Below are 17302 nucleotides of genomic sequence, written 5' to 3'. Positions count from 1 at the left end.
GTTATCTTGAAATAGATTCCAGAGAGTAATTGTACAAAGTGGAAAATTTGAAATCAACCAACATCTTGAGTAATAGGATAAGAACGACTACGCTTTTACTTTGCGAAACACCTACTACAAAGACGTATAATAATTCAAAACTTAGAACGTAAAAACTCCCTCAAAATGAGTAGTCGAAAACTTATAAATTATAATGATCCGTAAAATTCTACTGATCGTTCATACCCTACGAAAACGAACAAACTAACACACTTACAACGACTTCAAAAAAAATCGTGATTTAAGGGAAATTACGTAATTCTCTTTTTTCTGGGATTTTTCCCCGGAATTTCTTTTTTTCTTTTCTTTCTTTGAAGCAAAGTAAGATTGTTTTAACCTCTTATGCCGGATTTAAAACGTAAGATTGGAAAAAGTCTTTTCCCTCCGGTTACCTTAAAGTCAGGGCTTTCACCTAAATTTTTTCTCAACCTTCTCAAGGAAATTTCTCCTATCGTCGCAATCGACGATAAAAGAACAATTCTATTTGCCAACGAATCCTTCCGGAAAGAATTTGCAGGAAATTCTCGCAATTTGATGGGCAAAAATCTATTTCGGATTTTCGGTTTCAATCCAACGGATCAAGAGGAAATGGAATCGAACATCAAACTTTCCAAAAAAGGAATGGTTCAGAACCAAGAATTCAAAAAACAAAAGATTTACTATGGCTATTCCGTATTTCGTTTCGGGGAAAGTATAGGAATCATTCTCAAAAACATTACGGAAAATAAAAGGTTGGAAAAAAAAATCGCCACCCTTCACACCAAACTTTTACAATCACAGGAAGAAGAAAGAATTCGACTTTCCAGAGAATTACATGACGGAGTCGGTCAGACAATTCTCGCAGCCAAACTCAACTTCCAAGCATACAATAGAAATCCGAAAGTTTACGGAGCTCAGTTCGATACAGGCCTTCTTTTAATCGATAAAGCGAGTCAAGAACTGAGAGATATCTACACAAACTTATATCCTTCCACTCTTCGGGAAATCGGCCTGGAAGCCGCAATTCGCGCTTTGAGTTCGGATTTGTTTCCGTCTATGGACGTGGAAGCCGATTTGGATCTTAATCTGAAGCCGGATCTGGAATCCACGGTTGCAAACCAGGTTTTTAGAATCGTTCAGGAAATCTTTCAGAACGTGATCAAACATTCTCAAGCAAGAAAAATCTATCTCAAGATTCACGTCAAAGGAAGGCAGTTGTTCCTTGATGCAAAGGACAACGGGATCGGTTTTCAGGAAAAAAAAGCAAGAGCCAAGTCCTCCGGTTTTGGACTTGAAAATATCCGCAGAAGAGTAGAAGATTTAAACGGTAAATTTAAGATCGAATCCTCTTCGGGAAAAGGAACAAAATTTATCGTCCGAATTCCTTTAGAAAAAACAAAAACACATTCACCAAAAAAATATGAAACCTACTAACACAAAAATATTCTTAGTCGATGATCACGCTATTCTCAGAGAAGGGCTTAAAATGATCCTTTCCGGACAATTTGAAATCTGCGGTGAATCAGGAGACGCTGAAAAAGCTCTGGACCAAATCGGTAAATTAAATCCCGATTTGGTAATTACCGACATTTCTATGCCCGGTTTAAGCGGGATCGATCTTGTCAAAAATCTAAGAAAACATTATCCGAATATTCGGACCATCATTCTTTCCCGACACGACAACAGAGAATACGTTCAAAAATTATTGGAATTAGGAATCAACGGTTACGTTTTGAAAGACGACGCCGGTAATGATCTTCTCCGCGCAATCGAAGCAGTTCACAAAGGAGAAACATATTTAAGCCCCGGAATCACCGCCCATTTCCTGTCCGGTTTTGTAGGTTCTGGAAAACCGGGTGAAGAAAATCAAGACGCCAAAAAAGCGTTTTCTGTTCTTTCGGATCGAGAAAGAGAAATTTTAAAACTGGTCGCCGAAGGGAATTCCAACGAATCCATCGGTAAAATTTTAGGAATTTCTCCGGCCACCGTAAAAGTTCACCGAGCTAATATCATGAAAAAGTTGAATCTTCATAAGGTTGCGGATTTGGTTATGTATGCAATCCGCGCGGGTTTGATCGAATCTTAGATCGGCGTTTGTAAAGTCTACGACAAATTTGTTAAGCGAAGAATCGACAAACTAATTCCGAACAAACAACGTGTTTCGATACCCGTTCATTTTACTTGGCTGTCTTTCGGTCTTTTTCTGTTGTTATGCGGTTTATACCAGAATCCCGATCGAATTTTGTATTGAAAACAAAGTCGTTCCTTGTTTGAACGGATTGGAGCCTCCATTTTCTTTACCGGTTTTTCTACCGGGTTTGCTTTTAGAAACTTTCGGTTATTCTTGGATCTTCGTTCCATTGAATTATTCGGTTTTATTTCTCATGTTGATATTTCCGATTTTACAAAAAAGGAATTTATCCGAAGAATCCTCGATTCCGAAATACACTTTAGTCTTTGCTAAACTCGTTTTTATATTTTCCACGCTTTATTTGATTACCTTTTGGAAAGAGGGTGTCGCCAACAGAGGCGGTTTATTTATGAATCACGTTTTTTTCTTCTACGTCTTCGGTTGGGTTCTGATTTTTTCAATTTACATTTACAACCGAAAACGGAAGACCTTAATTTCCAATTACCTTTTTCATCTCCTGCTTTTTGTTTGGTTCTTGTGGAGAGCATTTCCGTGGTTCTGGGGAAGTATGTAGCTAGGAAAGCTCTGCGGCCTTTACGGAGTGAAACACTTGAGTTTCACAAAAACATATAAGTTCCCGCATTTTGTTTTTACGGAAAAATTAACGCATGAAAAAAACGTCTTACGCTGAACTCGCGTAAGTGAAACCATTTAAGAGTCCAACTTTATTGATTCATTTTTGACTTGATCGAAGAAGATCGGACAAAATTCTTATGCAAAAGGTTTTTTATGTTAGGTCCATCCACTCTCGACTTTCTCAAAAAATTAGCCAAGAATAACAATAAACCTTGGTTGGAAAAGAATAAGGATCTATTCATTGAGGCTAAGGCGGACTTTGAAAATTTAATCACGGAATTGATTATAGGATTAGCGAAGTTAAATCCATCCCTGACTGAAGTCGATCCCAAAAAGTGCATCTTTAGAATCCATAGAGACGTTCGTTTTTCTAAAAATAAAGAACCTTACAAAACCAATTTTGGCGCAAGTATAGGAGCAACTGGTAAAGATCTAGGGAAACCTCTCTTTTACCTTCATGTTCAACCGGGAGGAGAATCATTTCTTGCCGGTGGTCTTTACATGCCAGACCCCCCCACGCTAAAAAAAGTTCGTGAACATATATTAGAAGATTCTAAATCTCTAAAAAAAATCGTTCAAGAAAAAAAGTTCGTTAAAAAATTCGGGGGACTCTCGGATATGAAATTGAAAACGGCTCCGAAAGGTTTCGCCAAGGATCATCCTGACTTGGAATGGATTCAATATACGAGTTATATCGTGGAAAAAAGACTGAAAGATGAGGACCTTTTAGCGCGAAATTTCATCAAGAATACGATTGAGTCGTATAAAATCCTACAATCGTTTCTTAAATATCTGAACGACGCCCTTGCCTAAACTCTAACACCAACTTTTATTAAAGGTTTGTCCCAAAACTCGTCGAGCGACCTAAACGCCGATCCATAGAGAGGCGTTTGGTTTTAGTTCCGCCGATCCATAGAGAGGCGTTTGGTTTTAGTTCCGCCGATCCATAGAGAGGCGTTTGGTTTTAGTTCCACCGATCCATAGAGAGGCGTTTTGCTTTAGTTCCGCCGATCCATAGAGAGGCGTTTTGCTTTAGTTCCGCCGATCCATAGACTAGTATGATTCTTGAACATAAGGAGTTTCGAATGCGATATTCTTGAATCGACAGAGTCAAGAAGGCCGATAGAGGAAACTAAAGCATCTTACAATTACTTTCCCGATTTGCGTTTTAAGAAATAAGAATCCGCCTCGTCCGTAATCGGACGGATTGTTTCTTCGTATTTTAAAATCGATTGAACCGCTTTTTCGTAAATGCTCATCAAAAGAGCCTGAGCCGCGTCACACATCTGTTCCTTTCTAAATTCTTCGACGTGAAGAGTTTCCGTAATCGAACCGTCCGGATTGAACGGAAGAGAAGCAAGCAGATTCGAAATTACAATTTTGTCGTCTCCCGCGACATGAGAAGGATCGTAAATCACTGGAAGAATCGTCTGATTTTTTACGTGGGTAATTACGTTTAAATCCGGAGTATTTCTGCAGTAGCCTTCCTTGATAAAAAGGGTTTTCACTCCTCTTTCGCAGAGAACTATATTCAAATTTCCTTGATTAGCGATATATTCCGCCGCGGAAAACCATTCGACAGCTTCGTTTCCGAAACCACGTTTTAAAATCACGGGTTTTCCCGTTCTTCCCACCGCTTCGAGAAGTTCAAAGTCCTGAGCGTTTCTAGTTCCGATCTGAATCATATCTGCGTGTTTGGCGACTTCTTCAGCCATCGTATGATCCATAACTTCGGTTACGTAAGGAAGACCAGTCTCGGCCTTTACCTTATCCATCATCGCGATTCCTTCCCAACCTAAACCTCTCCAATCGGTCGGACGAGTACGAGGTTTAAAAGCCCCGCCGCGAAAGATGATTCTATCTAAGATATTGTATTTTTTTCCGAGCTCAACCGCTTGTTTTGCGATCGTTAAAGTTTGTTCATAGGTTTGAGGAGAATCCGGTCCAACGATAAAGATATGCTTTCCCGTTCCGAATCTACGGACAAGTCCGTCCGGGCCTTTCACTTCTACAATTCTTGTTGCTCTATGAACCACTTCTCCGTTTTTACCAGCCGCAGTTTTTGCAATGTTCTTATAGGGAATGGACACGTTCCAGATTTTGGTAACTCCAGGAAGTTCTTTGACATAGCCTTCTTTTTCGGAAATCTTACGAGTATCACCTATGAAATGAATCGTATCCGACACCGCAGCACCGCGAATGATTTCGGTTTGATTTCCACATTCTTTAGCCAACTCTTTAATCTTACTCTCCGTATCCGGGTAGCCTTTTTCTAACTCAACTATGTCCACACTTCACTCCGAACGGGATCTTCTCCCTTAGCTATACAAGCTTCTATTATATTGATTATCGTCAAGAAATGATCAGAAGCTGTGATCTTTCCCCGGAAACTCTTCGGATTTTACTTCCTTGTTATAATTTCCAACCGCATCCTTTACGATAGAATGGAGATTGGAAAACTTCTTTAAAAACTTGGGCTGAAAATTCGGATCCATTCCGAGCAAATCGTTCAGGACAAGTACTTGCCCGTCACAATCAGGACCGGCTCCGATCCCGATCGTGGGAACTCCTATGGACTGACTTACTTTTTTGCCAAGTTCGGCCGGAATCATCTCCAGGACCATGGAGAATGCGCCCGACTCGCCGAGAGCAATCGCCTCTTTCAGAAGTTTCGCACCCGATTCTTCCCCTTTTCCCTGAACCTTATGCCCGCCGAACACGTGAACGCTTTGTGGGGTTAAACCCAAATGACCCATTACGGGAACTCCGATCTGCTTAAGAATGGCGACTAACTCGCAGATAAAATCCGATCCACCTTCAATTTTGACGGCGTCACAATCGGTTTCCTTCATCATTTTTCCGGCGGAACGAATCCCTTCTTCGATCGAAGTCTGATAACTTAAGAATGGAAGATCGGCGACGATAAACTTATCCGGTGCGCCGCGGCGAACCGCCTTCGTGTGATAGATCATTTCTTCCAGAGTTACTGGGAGCGTACTTGAGTTTCCTTGAATCACCATCCCGAGAGAATCCCCCACGAGAATCGAATCGATTTCGGTTTCACCCAGAATTCTTGCGAAACTGAAATCGTAACACGTAACTACGGAAATTTTTTCTTTCCCCTTCTTTTCCGGAGAAAAAACCTTATGTACGTTTCTCATATTCGCCTCCCTCAAAACGCTCGTATAAGGAACCCTCATCGATTGATTCCAAAATTTCTCGGATAAAAGGACGAGTAAAAAGAGAATGATGGGGAAGATGTAGATTATAAGTATCCATCGTAATTACATCATAAGTGAGAATATCGATGTCGATTTCTCTCGGTCCTTTTTCAATCTTTCGAATCCTACCCATCTCTTTTTCAATCCTAAGAACAACTTCCAACAATTCCTCCGGATTGAAAGTGGTTTCAATTTTTAGAATCTGATTGAGGAAATCAGGTTGGTCGGTAACTTCCAAGGCTACTGTGTTCAATGGCTCGGATTCTTTTAGAACTTCGATCCCGATTATATTCTTCAATTTACGAACCGCGATCTTTAAAAACTCGGATCGATTTTCGAGATTGGACCCTAAGGAAAGAAAAGCTTCTTTCATCCTCTTCCTCCAGATTCAGAAAGTTTTAAACGATAATCCGCACATTCCAAATGAATTTCCATTGTCATTTCTTTTAATCTGGAATAAATCCTTCCTTCCGCCTTGTCTTTCCATTCCGCAGGAGAAGTATTTGAAGTAAGAATAGTAATTTTTTCCTGTTCGTATCTCGCATCAATGAGATCGTATAACTTAGAATTGGACCAATCAGATTCTTTCTGAACTCCGAAATCATCTAACACCAATACTTCGACTTCGGCAAAAAGAGTTTCAATCGTCTTTTCCATTCCGTGCGTTTCGGAATCTTTTTGATACGTTTCACGGAGAGTATTGAGAAAGTCTCGATTGATTTTTGCGTATTTACAATTTGTCTTATATCTAAAAATCAATTCATTGAGAATGATACACGCTAAAAGGGTTTTCCCCGTTCCGGGTCCCCCCCAGAGATATAATCCTTGAGCGTGAAAATCGGAATCTTTCCATTTTTTTACAAGTTCATTTGCCCAGTCGTGCGCAATCATAAATGAAATTCCGATTTCGGCGCTATGATCAGCTTGATCCAAGGTTCTGTATCGATATTTGGGAGGAATTCCAGATTTTTTGAATATAGTTTCCAAATGTCCGAGTTCCATTCTCGCGTTGTGACAAACACAAGGAACCATTTTGCCAAGACTCTCGTCATACACTCTCCAGGGAGGTTTTCCCTGGCAGGGGCAATTTTCAGAAATGCAGTGGCAAATCGAAAGAACACCTGAATGAGTTCCTAGAACATTTTCTGTAAGGGAAAATCCGACGCCCCCGCACTGCGGACATTCGGGAGTTCCTTCTCGGACGGATGTGTAATTCTTAAGAATCATACTGGTAATTCCAATTTTTTCATCAAAAGAAAGAAGGAAAACCTTTTCTGAAAACAGAATCTGCTGGAAAAATCAAAGGAAGTATAGAAAGTAGAGAAAACTTTTAACTCCAGGAAAACTTTCCAAAAAGTACAAAAGATTTTTTTGAATTTCAGAAATCGGATGTTTTATGTCCCTTTCCCGGAATAAAGTAGAAAAAAAATTCGTTCTTAGTTTATATCTCGGAAGCGAAGTCCGATAGTTATACAGGAGAGAAGGCACAGGATGTACCTTTTCCCTAATCCATTGAAAGAGAATTAAAAGGTGTGAGCATTATGAAGGTGATGAAAAGCATATTCATTCTTCTGGCCGTGCTGGGACTCAACCTGTCTGTTTTAGCTCAGCAAAACAATCAGGGCGGTAATCAGCAAGCCAATGAAACTGTAGAAAAAATTGACGAGCTGCTAAAAGGCGAGTTGGTTCCCGAAGACGATGACAAGAACCTCACGGAAGAGCAGAAGCGTCGTAAAAAAGCAATCCAGGAACAAGAAGCTCTGTGGAAAAACCCTGATTTTAAGGGCTATGATAAAAATTTCCAAGAACTCCACCAGCTCTCCAAGGCATTCGCGAACAACAAATTTAGGCTGGCATTATCCAATTACCAATCGGGAGTAAACACGATTCTCAAAATGAGAGAATCCGTTGAACAATACCGTAAAGAAGAAGCCGAGAAAAAACGTCTCGATGAAAAGTGGTATTGGCATAAGGTCGACCGCAAAGCAAGAGAAGACCGTGTCGTTTCTCGCGAGAAACTCGTTGCGAAACAACAGGCTCTGAACTATTTCACTAAGGCAATCAATCACTTAGATGAAATTAAAAACCCAGATTTGAGAGAAAGACCGGAATTCAAAAGACTTCTTTCCGACACTTATAGATCATGGATTCTCACTGAGTATGATTTACAAAATCTTCCGCAGTGTATCCCCATTCTCGAACTTTATATCGAAATCGATGAAAACGAGAAAGAATATCCTGCTCACAAGTATTTGGCAAGTTGCTACGCTTTCGAAGAGAACATGATCAAAAAATACGGCGGAGCTTCTGAAGATCAGATGTTCAAATACCGTTACAAGAAAAACGTTCACCTCTTAAGAGCAACCGAGCTGAAATACGGCAAAGACTCTCCGGAATACAAACACATCGTAAACCTTGTGAACAAGGACGAAGTGATTTCCGTAAGACCGTAACCACTCTCTTTCAAACGAAATGGAAATAAAACCCCGTTGATTTCAACGGGGTTTTTTATTTTAAAAACCTCCCCAAAACCTTAAAATAAATTAGCTACAATCAAGTCCGTAATAAGACAAGTAGTTCCCACAGATTACATCCTTATGGGTAAGTTTACGGGGCATCGAACAAGAAAACTTTATCGTGTTGTTAAATTCCTATAGGAGTTCCCACATCCTAAGCCTAAGATTTGGAAACGTTATAAAATACTTTGCTCAAATGTTTGTTCTTCGACCTTGAATGACGGAAATTTTAATTTTCTAATGTGAGTTTGATATAAGAAAGTTTGGGCAAATCCAGTCTTTGCTTACAAAGGTAGGACCGCACTGAAACTAAAGTGCTATTCGCTATGTGGATGCAGCATAATAATCGCTTTCGCATTGATTATGCCAAACTCACGTTATCTACCTTGAAAAAGGAGATATTTTGAACATAAAATTTTCTTTGAATGCGTAGCATTTCCTTGGAATAATTCTTTTAGAAATATAATTTCAAGATTTATATTCATTTTCTCTCGCCCTTTGAATTAAGTTATAACTTGATCTCTTTTCTCTGATTTAAAAGTCAAAAAGAAATGTTTATCTATTTGTGAATTTTTGAGGAGATGATAATGAAAGAATTCCTATGGAAAACGATAACGACTACCCTCTTTATCTTATGTTTAACATCGTATTGTAAGGGAAAGGGAGACGACAATTCATCCTTGTTGCTACTTTTAAGCCCCCAGCAATCTTCAAGTGTGAATGGTTTAACTAATTTCGATACCGCCGCAGCTGATTCTCAAGAAGCAGGCGCTCAAGTAGTTTCGAATTTTGAAGATTTAAATATAAATCAGGGTAAACCTGATTTGGTTCTCTTCGATCCAAATCTTAAAGCTTGGATCGATCCCGCAGATCACAATCAATGTTTCTTTCATTTTACTTTAAAAGTAAAAAACAGAGGAAACGGCGTCTTCAATCTGCATTCCAAACTTGCACCGTCTGTTGAATCAAAACCCAACGTAAAACCCGATAATAGGATAGGATATGCCATTGGAAATTTACGCCCTGGGGAAATTCAAAATTTATCATTCCTCTCCAGATACCATATTAAAAGCATTGTAGACCCGAATGGTGAACTAAAAATTCGATCCGAATTTATTGGTGTAACCGACGGTTCTAAAACAGATAGTCAGTCCGCGTTTGCTTCCACTTTTGATTGTGGAGCTAAACCGACCGAATCCGGTTCTCCCGATCTGATTGTCACTCTCAACGGTTTAACCGAAGTAAAACCCGGAGAAGACATTTCTCGGAAATTAAAGGTAGAAGTCTCCAATATAGGAAATTTGCCAGCAAATGGAAGTCGCCCGGGTAATGAAGGTTACATGGTGGATCTCATATTGTCCAAGGACACGATCGTACCCGAAGGATATGCTCCTTATTCTCCGGATTATAAGGAAGACGGACTGTTAGGCGGCGGAAGAATCAGCAACACTCCGGATCTAGCTGCGGATGCTCATGTATTTGTAAGTGAGGGTTCTAATTTCATTCCTAACAATGTTCCATCTGGTAATTATTTTCTTTGTGCAAGGGTGGATGTTGGATCCAAAGTAGCTGAATCGGATGAAAGAAATAATACGGCTTGCATTCCAATTAAGGTTCAATCTAACGAGCCACAACCGGATTTGATTATTCCACGAGCATCCATCTATCCAAGTGGAATGAAGTGCAGAGCAGGGAAACCTATGATGTATATTACCGCCGAAGTAAAAAACATCGGAACAGCGCCGAGCCCACAAAATTTAAATGTCGGCCTCATAAACGCGTTGGATACAAACGGAGAAAGATGGGGAAAAGGGAATGGTGTTTGGGGAAATGGAATAGGACTCAAGTCCATTGAACCAGGGGAGACGGTTACCGTAACGTTTCCGATTTATTATCTAGTTACTGAACCTTCCTATATGGAAGGAAAGCACACCTTTGATTTAAAAGTCAATCGTGGAAATTGGATTGAGGAATCGGATCTTAAAAACAACGGGTATAAAAAACTTTTGGAGATTACAATTCCGGAAGGATATTGTGAAAACCATCCGGGTTAATTGTTAGAAAATTTGATTTGAAATCCTGTCATCGGGCTCGGAGTCTTATCTCAGCCCGATGTTTTTTCTTTTTGAAAGAATCACCAAAACAAGAGGCTATAGTACATTCCTATCAAACTTTTCATGGCCATTTTTAAGAATAAAATTTTATGGATTCTTCGAATTGACACTTCATGGATTCGCCCGATTGCCAACAAACATGTCACGGAAGATTTCAGGAATTGTGAAAAAATGAATGAACCGTCGATAGGATTTTAGAAACAAGAAACACAGACGCCCTTTGCCATCATCTTTCAAGTCCTACTATTAAATTGCAAAGCAGATTTCATTGCTCATTCAGTCACCCAAGCGGACTCATATACACGATTATATAATTTATATTTTAAGTAAAAGAAATTCCAAGCCTTACTAAAAAACCTATCTCAAAAATACTTTATCTTTATTTAAAACGATGATTCCGATCATTCTCAGATATTTTTGAGATAGGTTTTAGACAAATGACAGTTTTGGAACAGGCTTTGGTAATAGGCAAAAGAGGATATTTAGCTTGCCGACTTTCCATACAAGGATCAGATGATAGGAAAATGGAAATAAAAATCACGGAAGTAGGTCCGCGCGATGGACTTCAAAACGAAAAACGTGCGGTATCAACAGAGATCAAAGCGGAATACATTCGACGTTTGGTTCAAGCGGGTTTAAAAAACATAGAAGCGACGTCTTTTGTAAAAAAAGAATCCATTCCTCAATTGGCGGATGCTTCGGAACTTTCCGCACTTTTGGATTTAAACGGAGATATTCATTATTCGGCACTGACTCCGAACTTAAGAGGTTACGAAGCCGCTAAAAACGCAGGTTATAAGGAAGTTGCCGTTTTTACGGCGGCTTCCGAATCATTCACAAAAAAAAATATCAATCGAACGATTATGGAATCCATCGACGGATTTAAAGAGATTTTCAAACTTGCGAAAGATGACGGTATCCGAGTTCGCGGTTACGTTTCTACCGTGGTTGATTGTCCCTATGAAGGTAAGATCGATCCGAATAAGGTTCTAAACGTTTCCAAAATTCTTTTGGATTTAGGCGCTTACGAAATTTCTCTCGGCGAAACCATCGGCACGGGAGTTCCCGCAGAAGTAGAAGTATTATTAGAACGTCTTCTCAAAGAAATTCCTGCAAATAAACTCGCAGGACACTTCCACGATACGTACGGAATGGCGATCGCAAACGTGGAAAAAGCTTTTTCAATGGGACTTCGTTCTTTCGACTCTTCCTCGGGAGGTCTGGGAGGATGTCCTTACGCCAAAGGAGCCGCCGGAAACTTAGCTACTGACGACTTGGTATATTTTCTAGAAAAATCGGGGATCTCTACGGGAATCAATCCAGACCTTTTATGGGAAGCGTCTGCTTTTATGGAAAACGCTCTTTCCAGAGAACTACAATCAAGAACTTATCTGGCAAATAAAAAGAAAAGAGAATCTTGAAACACCCTTCTCAAAGAATCAAACAGGTTCTGAAAAAAATTTTCTTAGAATACCAAACACCTCAGTATCTCAAGTCGGATCCGATAGAGTTTCCACATTCTTACTCGAATTTTCAAGACCGAGAAATTTCCGGATTCATTTCCGCTTTATTCTCCTACGGAAACGTCACCTCAATCAAAGAACATCTCAAAAAGCTCTTCACACTTTGCGGAAACTCCCCATATCAATTTCTTTTAAAAGAAGATCTCAAATGCATCCAGAATGAACTCAAATCTTATCGTTTTCAAAAACCGGGCGATACATATCTTTTTTTACAAACGATTCAAAACATACTCCAAAAAACAAAAGATCATAGACTCGAATCACTTTTCTCTATGCCCAAAGAGGGAGAATTCAAACTCTCTACAAAAGATCAAAAATCGTTTACGGAGGGAGGAACTTTAAGACGAAGAATTCTTGCTTTCCAACTTCGGTTTTTAGAGGAGTCCAAGAAGATCGACGAGAAACAAACAAAAAGTTATGGATATAAGTTTTTAATCGGACAAGGAGTTCGAACGACCTCCTTAAAAAGATATTCTATGTATCTTCGATGGATGGTTCGAAAAGAATATCCAGATTTCGGAATTTATACCACAATCTCTCCTTCGGAATTACAATTTCCTTTGGATATTCATATTCAAAGAATTGCAAGCGTTTTGCAAATAGGTTCCCGTCAAACACCGGATTGGAAAAAAGCCGAAGAAATCACAAATTTTTTCCGCGAAATTTTTCCAGACGATCCTGTTAAAGGTGACTTTGCTCTTAGTCGACTGGGAATCCTGAAAAAGTGTAAATCAACGTATGATAAGGAACTCTGCGAAACCTGTAGAATCAATACGATCTGTAAAGTCTATGAAAATAAACTCTTCAAAAAGACGAAAGGTTCGAGATCTTAATTTGGTCCGTTTATAAGACTTCTGATCCAATTTAGAGTTTGTTTCAAAACCTTAAAAGAAATCATTTATAATCATTCAGTAAGTCCGTAATAAAACGCAGGAGGTTCCCACAGATTACGTCCTATGAACTTTCGAACAGATTTTATAATCGCTAAATTCCCGTTGGAGCCTACATTCCGAAGTTTTGGGACAAACTCTTATATCATAATATTAAAAAGCACGGACAAATTGAAAATACGCTTTCATGTTGAATGATATAGTCGCATTAAAATATCGATTGTTATAAGTTTGATTCCTTAACAATCAGAGATCGATTTATTCCTTTCGAAACAATAGAATGAAAAAAGTATGGATTAAATTGAAAGCTTGTTTAGATTTGCAGAATATGGAAATATGTAAAGATTGGAATATCGAAGACTACTTAAAAACGAATGAGCGGAAAAAAATTCCGTTTTTAATCAGAAAACACCTGAACGAATGTCAAAAATGCCAAACGGAGGTCCTTGAGTATTCCAAATCATATACGATACCCGAGTTTTTTTTCGGTCGGTCTTTTTCTAAACAGAAACTTCTCTGGTTTGGGGCAGAACTGGCAAATCTTGATGACTTGCATTCATCAACCAAAGAGAAAAAAAAGAAAATCAGCTCGGCGGTGGGCGATTTAAAAGAAAAATCTCATATCTCAAACTTAATTCAGAATCATACTAAGTTTCTCACGTTTTGTCATCGTTATAAAAAAACTATTTTTATATCCGGCTATCTTGCTTTGCTTATACCTACGTTACAACTTATATTTCAGATTTTTTAGAGGATGTTTATGATAAAACCAGTTCAGCTCTTCACACAAAATAAATTCAGAATCCTTTTCATTTTGCTATTGATTGCATTTTTACTTGGTAGTAGTTATTTTATCTTTTTGAAAGAATCCTGTAACGGTAATTGCAAAAACGGATTTGGGTCGAAGATTTATTGGGACGGAAAAAAATACATTGGTCAATGGAAAAACGGCGAGGCGAACGGATACGGCGTACTTGTTGCAAAAGATCAAAAAATTCTTTATAGCGGCAAATGGAAAGAAGGGAAACAAGTCTCGAAAGAAAGCGACGTTTTTAAAAAATAGATAAATAGAATCTTTACAAAATTCAAAGATAAGAATTCTAAAGGTCCAATTTTTGCGTAAAATGTCGTTTTAACGGCCATCCAATGAAAATTCGGTTTAAGCTTGTTCCATAACTTTAGAATTTGTGGGGACCACTATGAAATTTAACAATGAAAGAACGATTTAAAAACCTTTAAATTCCCCAAATACTTTTAGCAATCGACATACTCAGGTTAAACAATCGATGCGCAATTCGGAGAGAGTTTAAATATGTCTGAAAATATATTAAAAACCTTGAAAGGAAAAAAATGCGACTCCTGCGGTTTCCAAACGACGGAGTCTCTGATCTCTTGTTCTCAATGTGGAAATTCTAAAACATCCGAAATTCAATTTTCGGGTAAAGGTAAGATTTACACTTACACAATAGTTCACGTAGGTTTCGGGCATCTCGCCCAAAGAGCGCCTTATGTTTTGGCAGTTGTAGAGTTGGAAGAAGGAATCAAGGCGATGGGAATTTTAGAAGGAGAAGTTCCCGTAACCGAATCGGTAAAAATAGATCTTCCCGTTCAATTTCAAAGAGATGAACCCGGGATCGGATTCATCTTTAGTCCCGTTTTATCCTCGGAACCCCGAGAAAAATCAAGTCCCTGACATTTGTCTGACAAAAAAATCCTATCATGAATTTTCCTCACAAGATAAGCTGGCTTGCTAAATAGAGGTGATTTTCGATGAACTCCAAAAATATGATCCTTTCCATCGTTATCGCTCTTACCTCTTGGGTTCTTTTTTTGAACTGTGGAGATAAGTCCGAAAAACCGGCTGAAACGACGTCTGCTCCTACTGCAACAGAGTCCGTTTCAACTCTCAGCCCCGAACTTCAAAAGGGACAGGAAATCTTTAACCAAAACTGTGCTTCCTGCCACGGAGAAAAAGGAGCGGGAGACGGAGCCGCTGCCGCAAGTCTCAATCCGAAACCTCGTAACTATAGGGCCCCTGCTTCGCAGTGGAAAAATGGGAATACAGAAACGGGAGTTCTAAAAACTCTCAACAACGGAATTCCAAACAGCCCGATGGTCGCTTATAAATTCTTAGGTGATGAAAATCTGAAACTACTTGCAAAATATGTAGTTCATCTTTCTCAAAATTAAGATTTTCCCTCGGATCGGAAAACAAAAGTTTTCCGATCCATTTCCACTTTTTCGATTGGCGTTTTTTGACCTCTAAGCTACATTATTCTTGTGAATTTAAACAACCCACTTTCTCCCTGTGGTGAAGACTGCGGAGTCAGCAGAACCTCTCCCAATAGTCGAGAAGAAAAAATATATTCCAAATTCGGTATCTTTTTGATTCTTTTCGGAATTTCATGCAAACCGAAGGCTGTTAAATTTTATTGCAAAAAATGTGGGAGACAATTTGACCAATTGTCTCCGACCGAACTCGGAAATTATGCGTAATTCGATTGACTTCCATAGAATTTAGCGATTTTTAAGTTGTAAAATTTCTTATGCTCGACGACTTCAAAGTTTTTGTAGATCTTGCCGTCTCCGTTCCGATCATCCATATCGAAGGTGAAATTACATCGGAGGCGGATGAGGAAATTCTAGGAAAATACGAATCTATTCCTCAAGAGAAACGAGATCGTGTAATTCTAAACTTTCAGGGAACTTCTTACATCAATTCAGCCGGGATTGCGACTCTCATCAGCTTGATTACAAAAGCTTCCGAGGCAAACAAGAAGGTTGAATTCGCAGGTCTGAATGAGCATTTCAGAAAGGTGATGGATATTGTAGGATTAACGGATTTCGTTCTGATCCACAATTCTCTCCAAGAAGCCCTTAAGTAATCAAGGGCTTCACGTAAAGAACTCTTTCTAAAATTTAGATATTGTCCCCAAAATCCCAAGGTGTGGATTCCTATTGGAATTTAACTACGAAAAGGTTATTCCACAGCCCATAAACTACTAAGACGACAGAATCTGTGGAAACTACTGCATTTTTTATAACGAACTTACAGAATGATTGTAAATGATTTCTTTCAAGGTCTTTGAGACAAACTCTGACATGGTGCACCCACCCAATCGAAGCAGTAAATATTTTTCCGCAAAAAAATAAAAACGAATGTGGGATCCCCACTTTTCGAAAAGTTTTTTCTAAATCAAACTACAAAGTTAAGTAATCCATTTTCGTTTCTTAAAATCTTCAATCACAATTTCCAAATCAGCGGGAGTATCCACGGATAAACCCGCTTCCTGAGCCAAATAAACTCCGATTCCATAACCTGCTTCGATCGCTCTGAGTTGTTCCAAAGACTCCGATTCTTCCAAATTACTTTTTGGAAGAGAATTATATTTTAAAAGAAAATTCCGGTCATATCCGTAAATTCCCAAATGGCGATATAAGGGAACCGTCTTTTTAAACTGACTGGGAATCAAGGATCTAGAAAAATAAATCGCCTTTCCATTCCGATCGATGATTACTTTGACACGATTTGGATCCTCACCATGAGAAAAATCGATTAAAGGGACCGCCGCCGTACTCATTTCCCATTCGGGATGAGAAGCTTTTAGACTCGCAACTCCGTCTATCAATTCTGGTTCGATTCCAGGCTCGTCCCCTTGGATGTTTACAACTACGGAATATTCAGAAAATCGATTTACAACTTCTATAATCCGATCGGTTCCCGAAATATGATCCGCTCTCGTCATTACGCTATTTCCACCGAAACCTCGGACAACTTCATGAATTCTAGTATCGTCAGTTGCGACGACCAGTTCGGAAAGAGCAGTAGACCGGGAAGCATTTTTATACGTCCATTCAATCATAGTTTTATCGCCGATCTTTGCGAGCGGTTTTCCCGGAAAACGAGAGCTCGCATAACGTGCAGGAATTATTCCGAGAATTTTTACCATTAGTTAACAATAAACTCGGTAAAGTAAACTTCCTGGATTTTTCCTTCGGTAAGAATATGATTCACTTGTGCCTTAATCTCTTCCCTCAAATCCAATTGATCTTCAATGTTGATAAGTTCATCCTTCGATTTTCTTCCCACAATTAGGTTAATCAAATCGCGCATTTGGGCGTTTCTTTCCGCGAGTTCCGCCGACAAAGTTTGATCCTCCTTAGCTATCCCAAAAGCGAGTTTCATTTTTACGAAATGAGCTTCTCCCTTATCCGAAGTGTTGATTCGAAATTCTTCCGTAAAGTTATAGTTT

20 protein-coding genes (1 of these 20 only partly in view) are annotated in these 17302 nt (G+C 39.1%); 14 read left to right on the top strand and 6 right to left on the bottom strand.

From position 1 onward, the window contains the following. Nucleotides 1-381 precede the first annotated feature (381 nt). The 4 genes from LEP1GSC190_RS02095 (at nt 382) to LEP1GSC190_RS02080 (ending at nt 3598) form a co-directional block, all read left to right on the top strand. Nucleotides 382-1452: a sensor histidine kinase gene (locus LEP1GSC190_RS02095; protein WP_002747293.1), complete on the top strand. Its 1071-nt coding sequence runs from the start codon at nt 382-384 to the stop codon at nt 1450-1452. Next, on the top strand, nt 1439-2104 hold the full coding sequence (locus tag LEP1GSC190_RS02090) for a response regulator (RefSeq protein WP_036036795.1): 666 nt from the start codon (nt 1439-1441) through the stop codon (nt 2102-2104). Before LEP1GSC190_RS02095 ends, LEP1GSC190_RS02090 begins: the two co-directional genes overlap by 14 nt. 70 nt (nt 2105-2174) lie before the next feature. Further along, nucleotides 2175-2723 carry a hypothetical protein gene (locus LEP1GSC190_RS02085; protein ID WP_002747370.1) on the top strand — a complete coding sequence of 183 codons (549 nt, stop codon included), beginning with the start codon at nt 2175-2177 and terminating at the stop codon, nt 2721-2723. 215 nt (nt 2724-2938) lie between these two features. Next, nucleotides 2939-3598, top strand: a complete 660-nt coding sequence (locus LEP1GSC190_RS02080) for a DUF2461 domain-containing protein (RefSeq protein ID WP_002747607.1) — start codon at nt 2939-2941, stop codon at nt 3596-3598. Nucleotides 3599-3933: 335 nt separating this feature from the next. Here LEP1GSC190_RS02080 and LEP1GSC190_RS02075 read toward each other — a convergent pair whose 3' ends face one another. The 4 genes from LEP1GSC190_RS02075 to zapE all read right to left on the bottom strand — a co-directional run bounded on the left by LEP1GSC190_RS02075 (nt 3934) and on the right by zapE (nt 7233). Then, nucleotides 3934-5076, bottom strand: coding sequence for an N-acetylneuraminate synthase family protein (locus LEP1GSC190_RS02075; RefSeq protein WP_002747533.1), 1143 nt, complete (start codon nt 5074-5076; stop codon nt 3934-3936). Between the two features lie 72 nt (nt 5077-5148). Then, the gene (panB, locus tag LEP1GSC190_RS02070; RefSeq protein WP_002747383.1) at nt 5149-5946 is read right to left on the bottom strand and encodes a 3-methyl-2-oxobutanoate hydroxymethyltransferase; all 798 of its coding nucleotides are present in this window, start codon (nt 5944-5946) and stop codon (nt 5149-5151) included. Beyond that, nucleotides 5930-6379, bottom strand: a complete 450-nt coding sequence (gene folK / locus LEP1GSC190_RS02065) for a 2-amino-4-hydroxy-6-hydroxymethyldihydropteridine diphosphokinase (RefSeq protein WP_002747605.1) — start codon at nt 6377-6379, stop codon at nt 5930-5932. The genes panB and folK overlap by 17 nt, the downstream gene beginning before the upstream one ends. Further along, nucleotides 6376-7233, bottom strand: coding sequence for an AFG1/ZapE family ATPase (gene zapE, locus LEP1GSC190_RS02060; protein ID WP_002747384.1), 858 nt, complete (start codon nt 7231-7233; stop codon nt 6376-6378). Before zapE ends, folK begins: the two co-directional genes overlap by 4 nt. Nucleotides 7234-7547: 314 nt before the next feature. On the opposite strand from zapE, the gene fcpA reads away from it, so the two are divergent. The 10 genes from fcpA to LEP1GSC190_RS02005 all read left to right on the top strand — a co-directional run bounded on the left by fcpA (nt 7548) and on the right by LEP1GSC190_RS02005 (nt 15934). Then, nucleotides 7548-8459: a flagellar coiling protein FcpA gene (fcpA, locus tag LEP1GSC190_RS02050; protein ID WP_002747409.1), complete on the top strand. Its 912-nt coding sequence runs from the start codon at nt 7548-7550 to the stop codon at nt 8457-8459. Between the two features lie 650 nt (nt 8460-9109). Further along, nucleotides 9110-10576, top strand: coding sequence for a CARDB domain-containing protein (locus LEP1GSC190_RS02045; protein WP_002747218.1), 1467 nt, complete (start codon nt 9110-9112; stop codon nt 10574-10576). A 584-nt stretch (nt 10577-11160) separates the two neighbouring features. Further along, nucleotides 11161-12057 carry a hydroxymethylglutaryl-CoA lyase gene (locus LEP1GSC190_RS02040; RefSeq protein WP_036036792.1) on the top strand — a complete coding sequence of 299 codons (897 nt, stop codon included), beginning with the start codon at nt 11161-11163 and terminating at the stop codon, nt 12055-12057. Beyond that, complete coding sequence (locus tag LEP1GSC190_RS02035) at nt 12054-12992, top strand: TIGR02757 family protein (protein WP_002747445.1); 939 nt, start codon at nt 12054-12056, stop codon at nt 12990-12992. Before LEP1GSC190_RS02040 ends, LEP1GSC190_RS02035 begins: the two co-directional genes overlap by 4 nt. Nucleotides 12993-13329: 337 nt before the next feature. After that, a complete protein-coding gene (locus tag LEP1GSC190_RS02030) occupies nt 13330-13800 on the top strand; it encodes a hypothetical protein (RefSeq protein ID WP_002747487.1) in 471 nt (156 codons plus the stop codon). Nucleotides 13801-13809: 9 nt separating this feature from the next. Further along, entirely contained in the window at nt 13810-14112 is a 303-nt protein-coding gene (locus LEP1GSC190_RS02025) for a hypothetical protein (RefSeq protein ID WP_173380619.1), read from the top strand. 249 nt (nt 14113-14361) lie between these two features. After that, nucleotides 14362-14742, top strand: a complete 381-nt coding sequence (locus LEP1GSC190_RS02020) for a Zn-ribbon domain-containing OB-fold protein (protein ID WP_002747354.1) — start codon at nt 14362-14364, stop codon at nt 14740-14742. 77 nt (nt 14743-14819) lie between these two features. Beyond that, the gene (locus LEP1GSC190_RS02015; protein ID WP_002747286.1) at nt 14820-15239 is read left to right on the top strand and encodes a cytochrome c; all 420 of its coding nucleotides are present in this window, start codon (nt 14820-14822) and stop codon (nt 15237-15239) included. Between the two features lie 90 nt (nt 15240-15329). Beyond that, entirely contained in the window at nt 15330-15545 is a 216-nt protein-coding gene (locus LEP1GSC190_RS02010) for a hypothetical protein (protein ID WP_002747471.1), read from the top strand. Between the two features lie 50 nt (nt 15546-15595). Then, nucleotides 15596-15934, top strand: coding sequence for an STAS domain-containing protein (locus tag LEP1GSC190_RS02005; protein WP_002747479.1), 339 nt, complete (start codon nt 15596-15598; stop codon nt 15932-15934). Nucleotides 15935-16258: 324 nt separating this feature from the next. On the opposite strand, the gene kdsB is transcribed toward LEP1GSC190_RS02005, so the two are convergent. Together kdsB and LEP1GSC190_RS01995 are read right to left on the bottom strand one after the other, a co-directional pair. Further along, nucleotides 16259-16999 (bottom strand): 3-deoxy-manno-octulosonate cytidylyltransferase, encoded by a 741-nt coding sequence (gene kdsB, locus LEP1GSC190_RS02000; protein ID WP_002747535.1) that lies wholly within the window; start codon nt 16997-16999, stop codon nt 16259-16261. After that, on the bottom strand, nt 16999-17302 hold the 3' portion of the coding sequence (locus LEP1GSC190_RS01995; protein ID WP_002747412.1) for a flagellar basal body-associated FliL family protein. Its footprint extends 221 nt past the window's final position; only the last 304 of its 525 coding nucleotides appear in the window; its start codon lies beyond the right edge, outside the window; its stop codon occupies nt 16999-17001. The genes kdsB and LEP1GSC190_RS01995 overlap by 1 nt, the downstream gene beginning before the upstream one ends.

The organism is Leptospira mayottensis 200901116, assembly GCF_000306675.2.
GTDB lineage: Bacteria > Spirochaetota > Leptospiria > Leptospirales > Leptospiraceae > Leptospira > Leptospira mayottensis.
The sequence above is the reverse complement of the archived record's forward strand: the minus strand, read 5'-3'. Positions and strand labels throughout refer to the sequence as shown.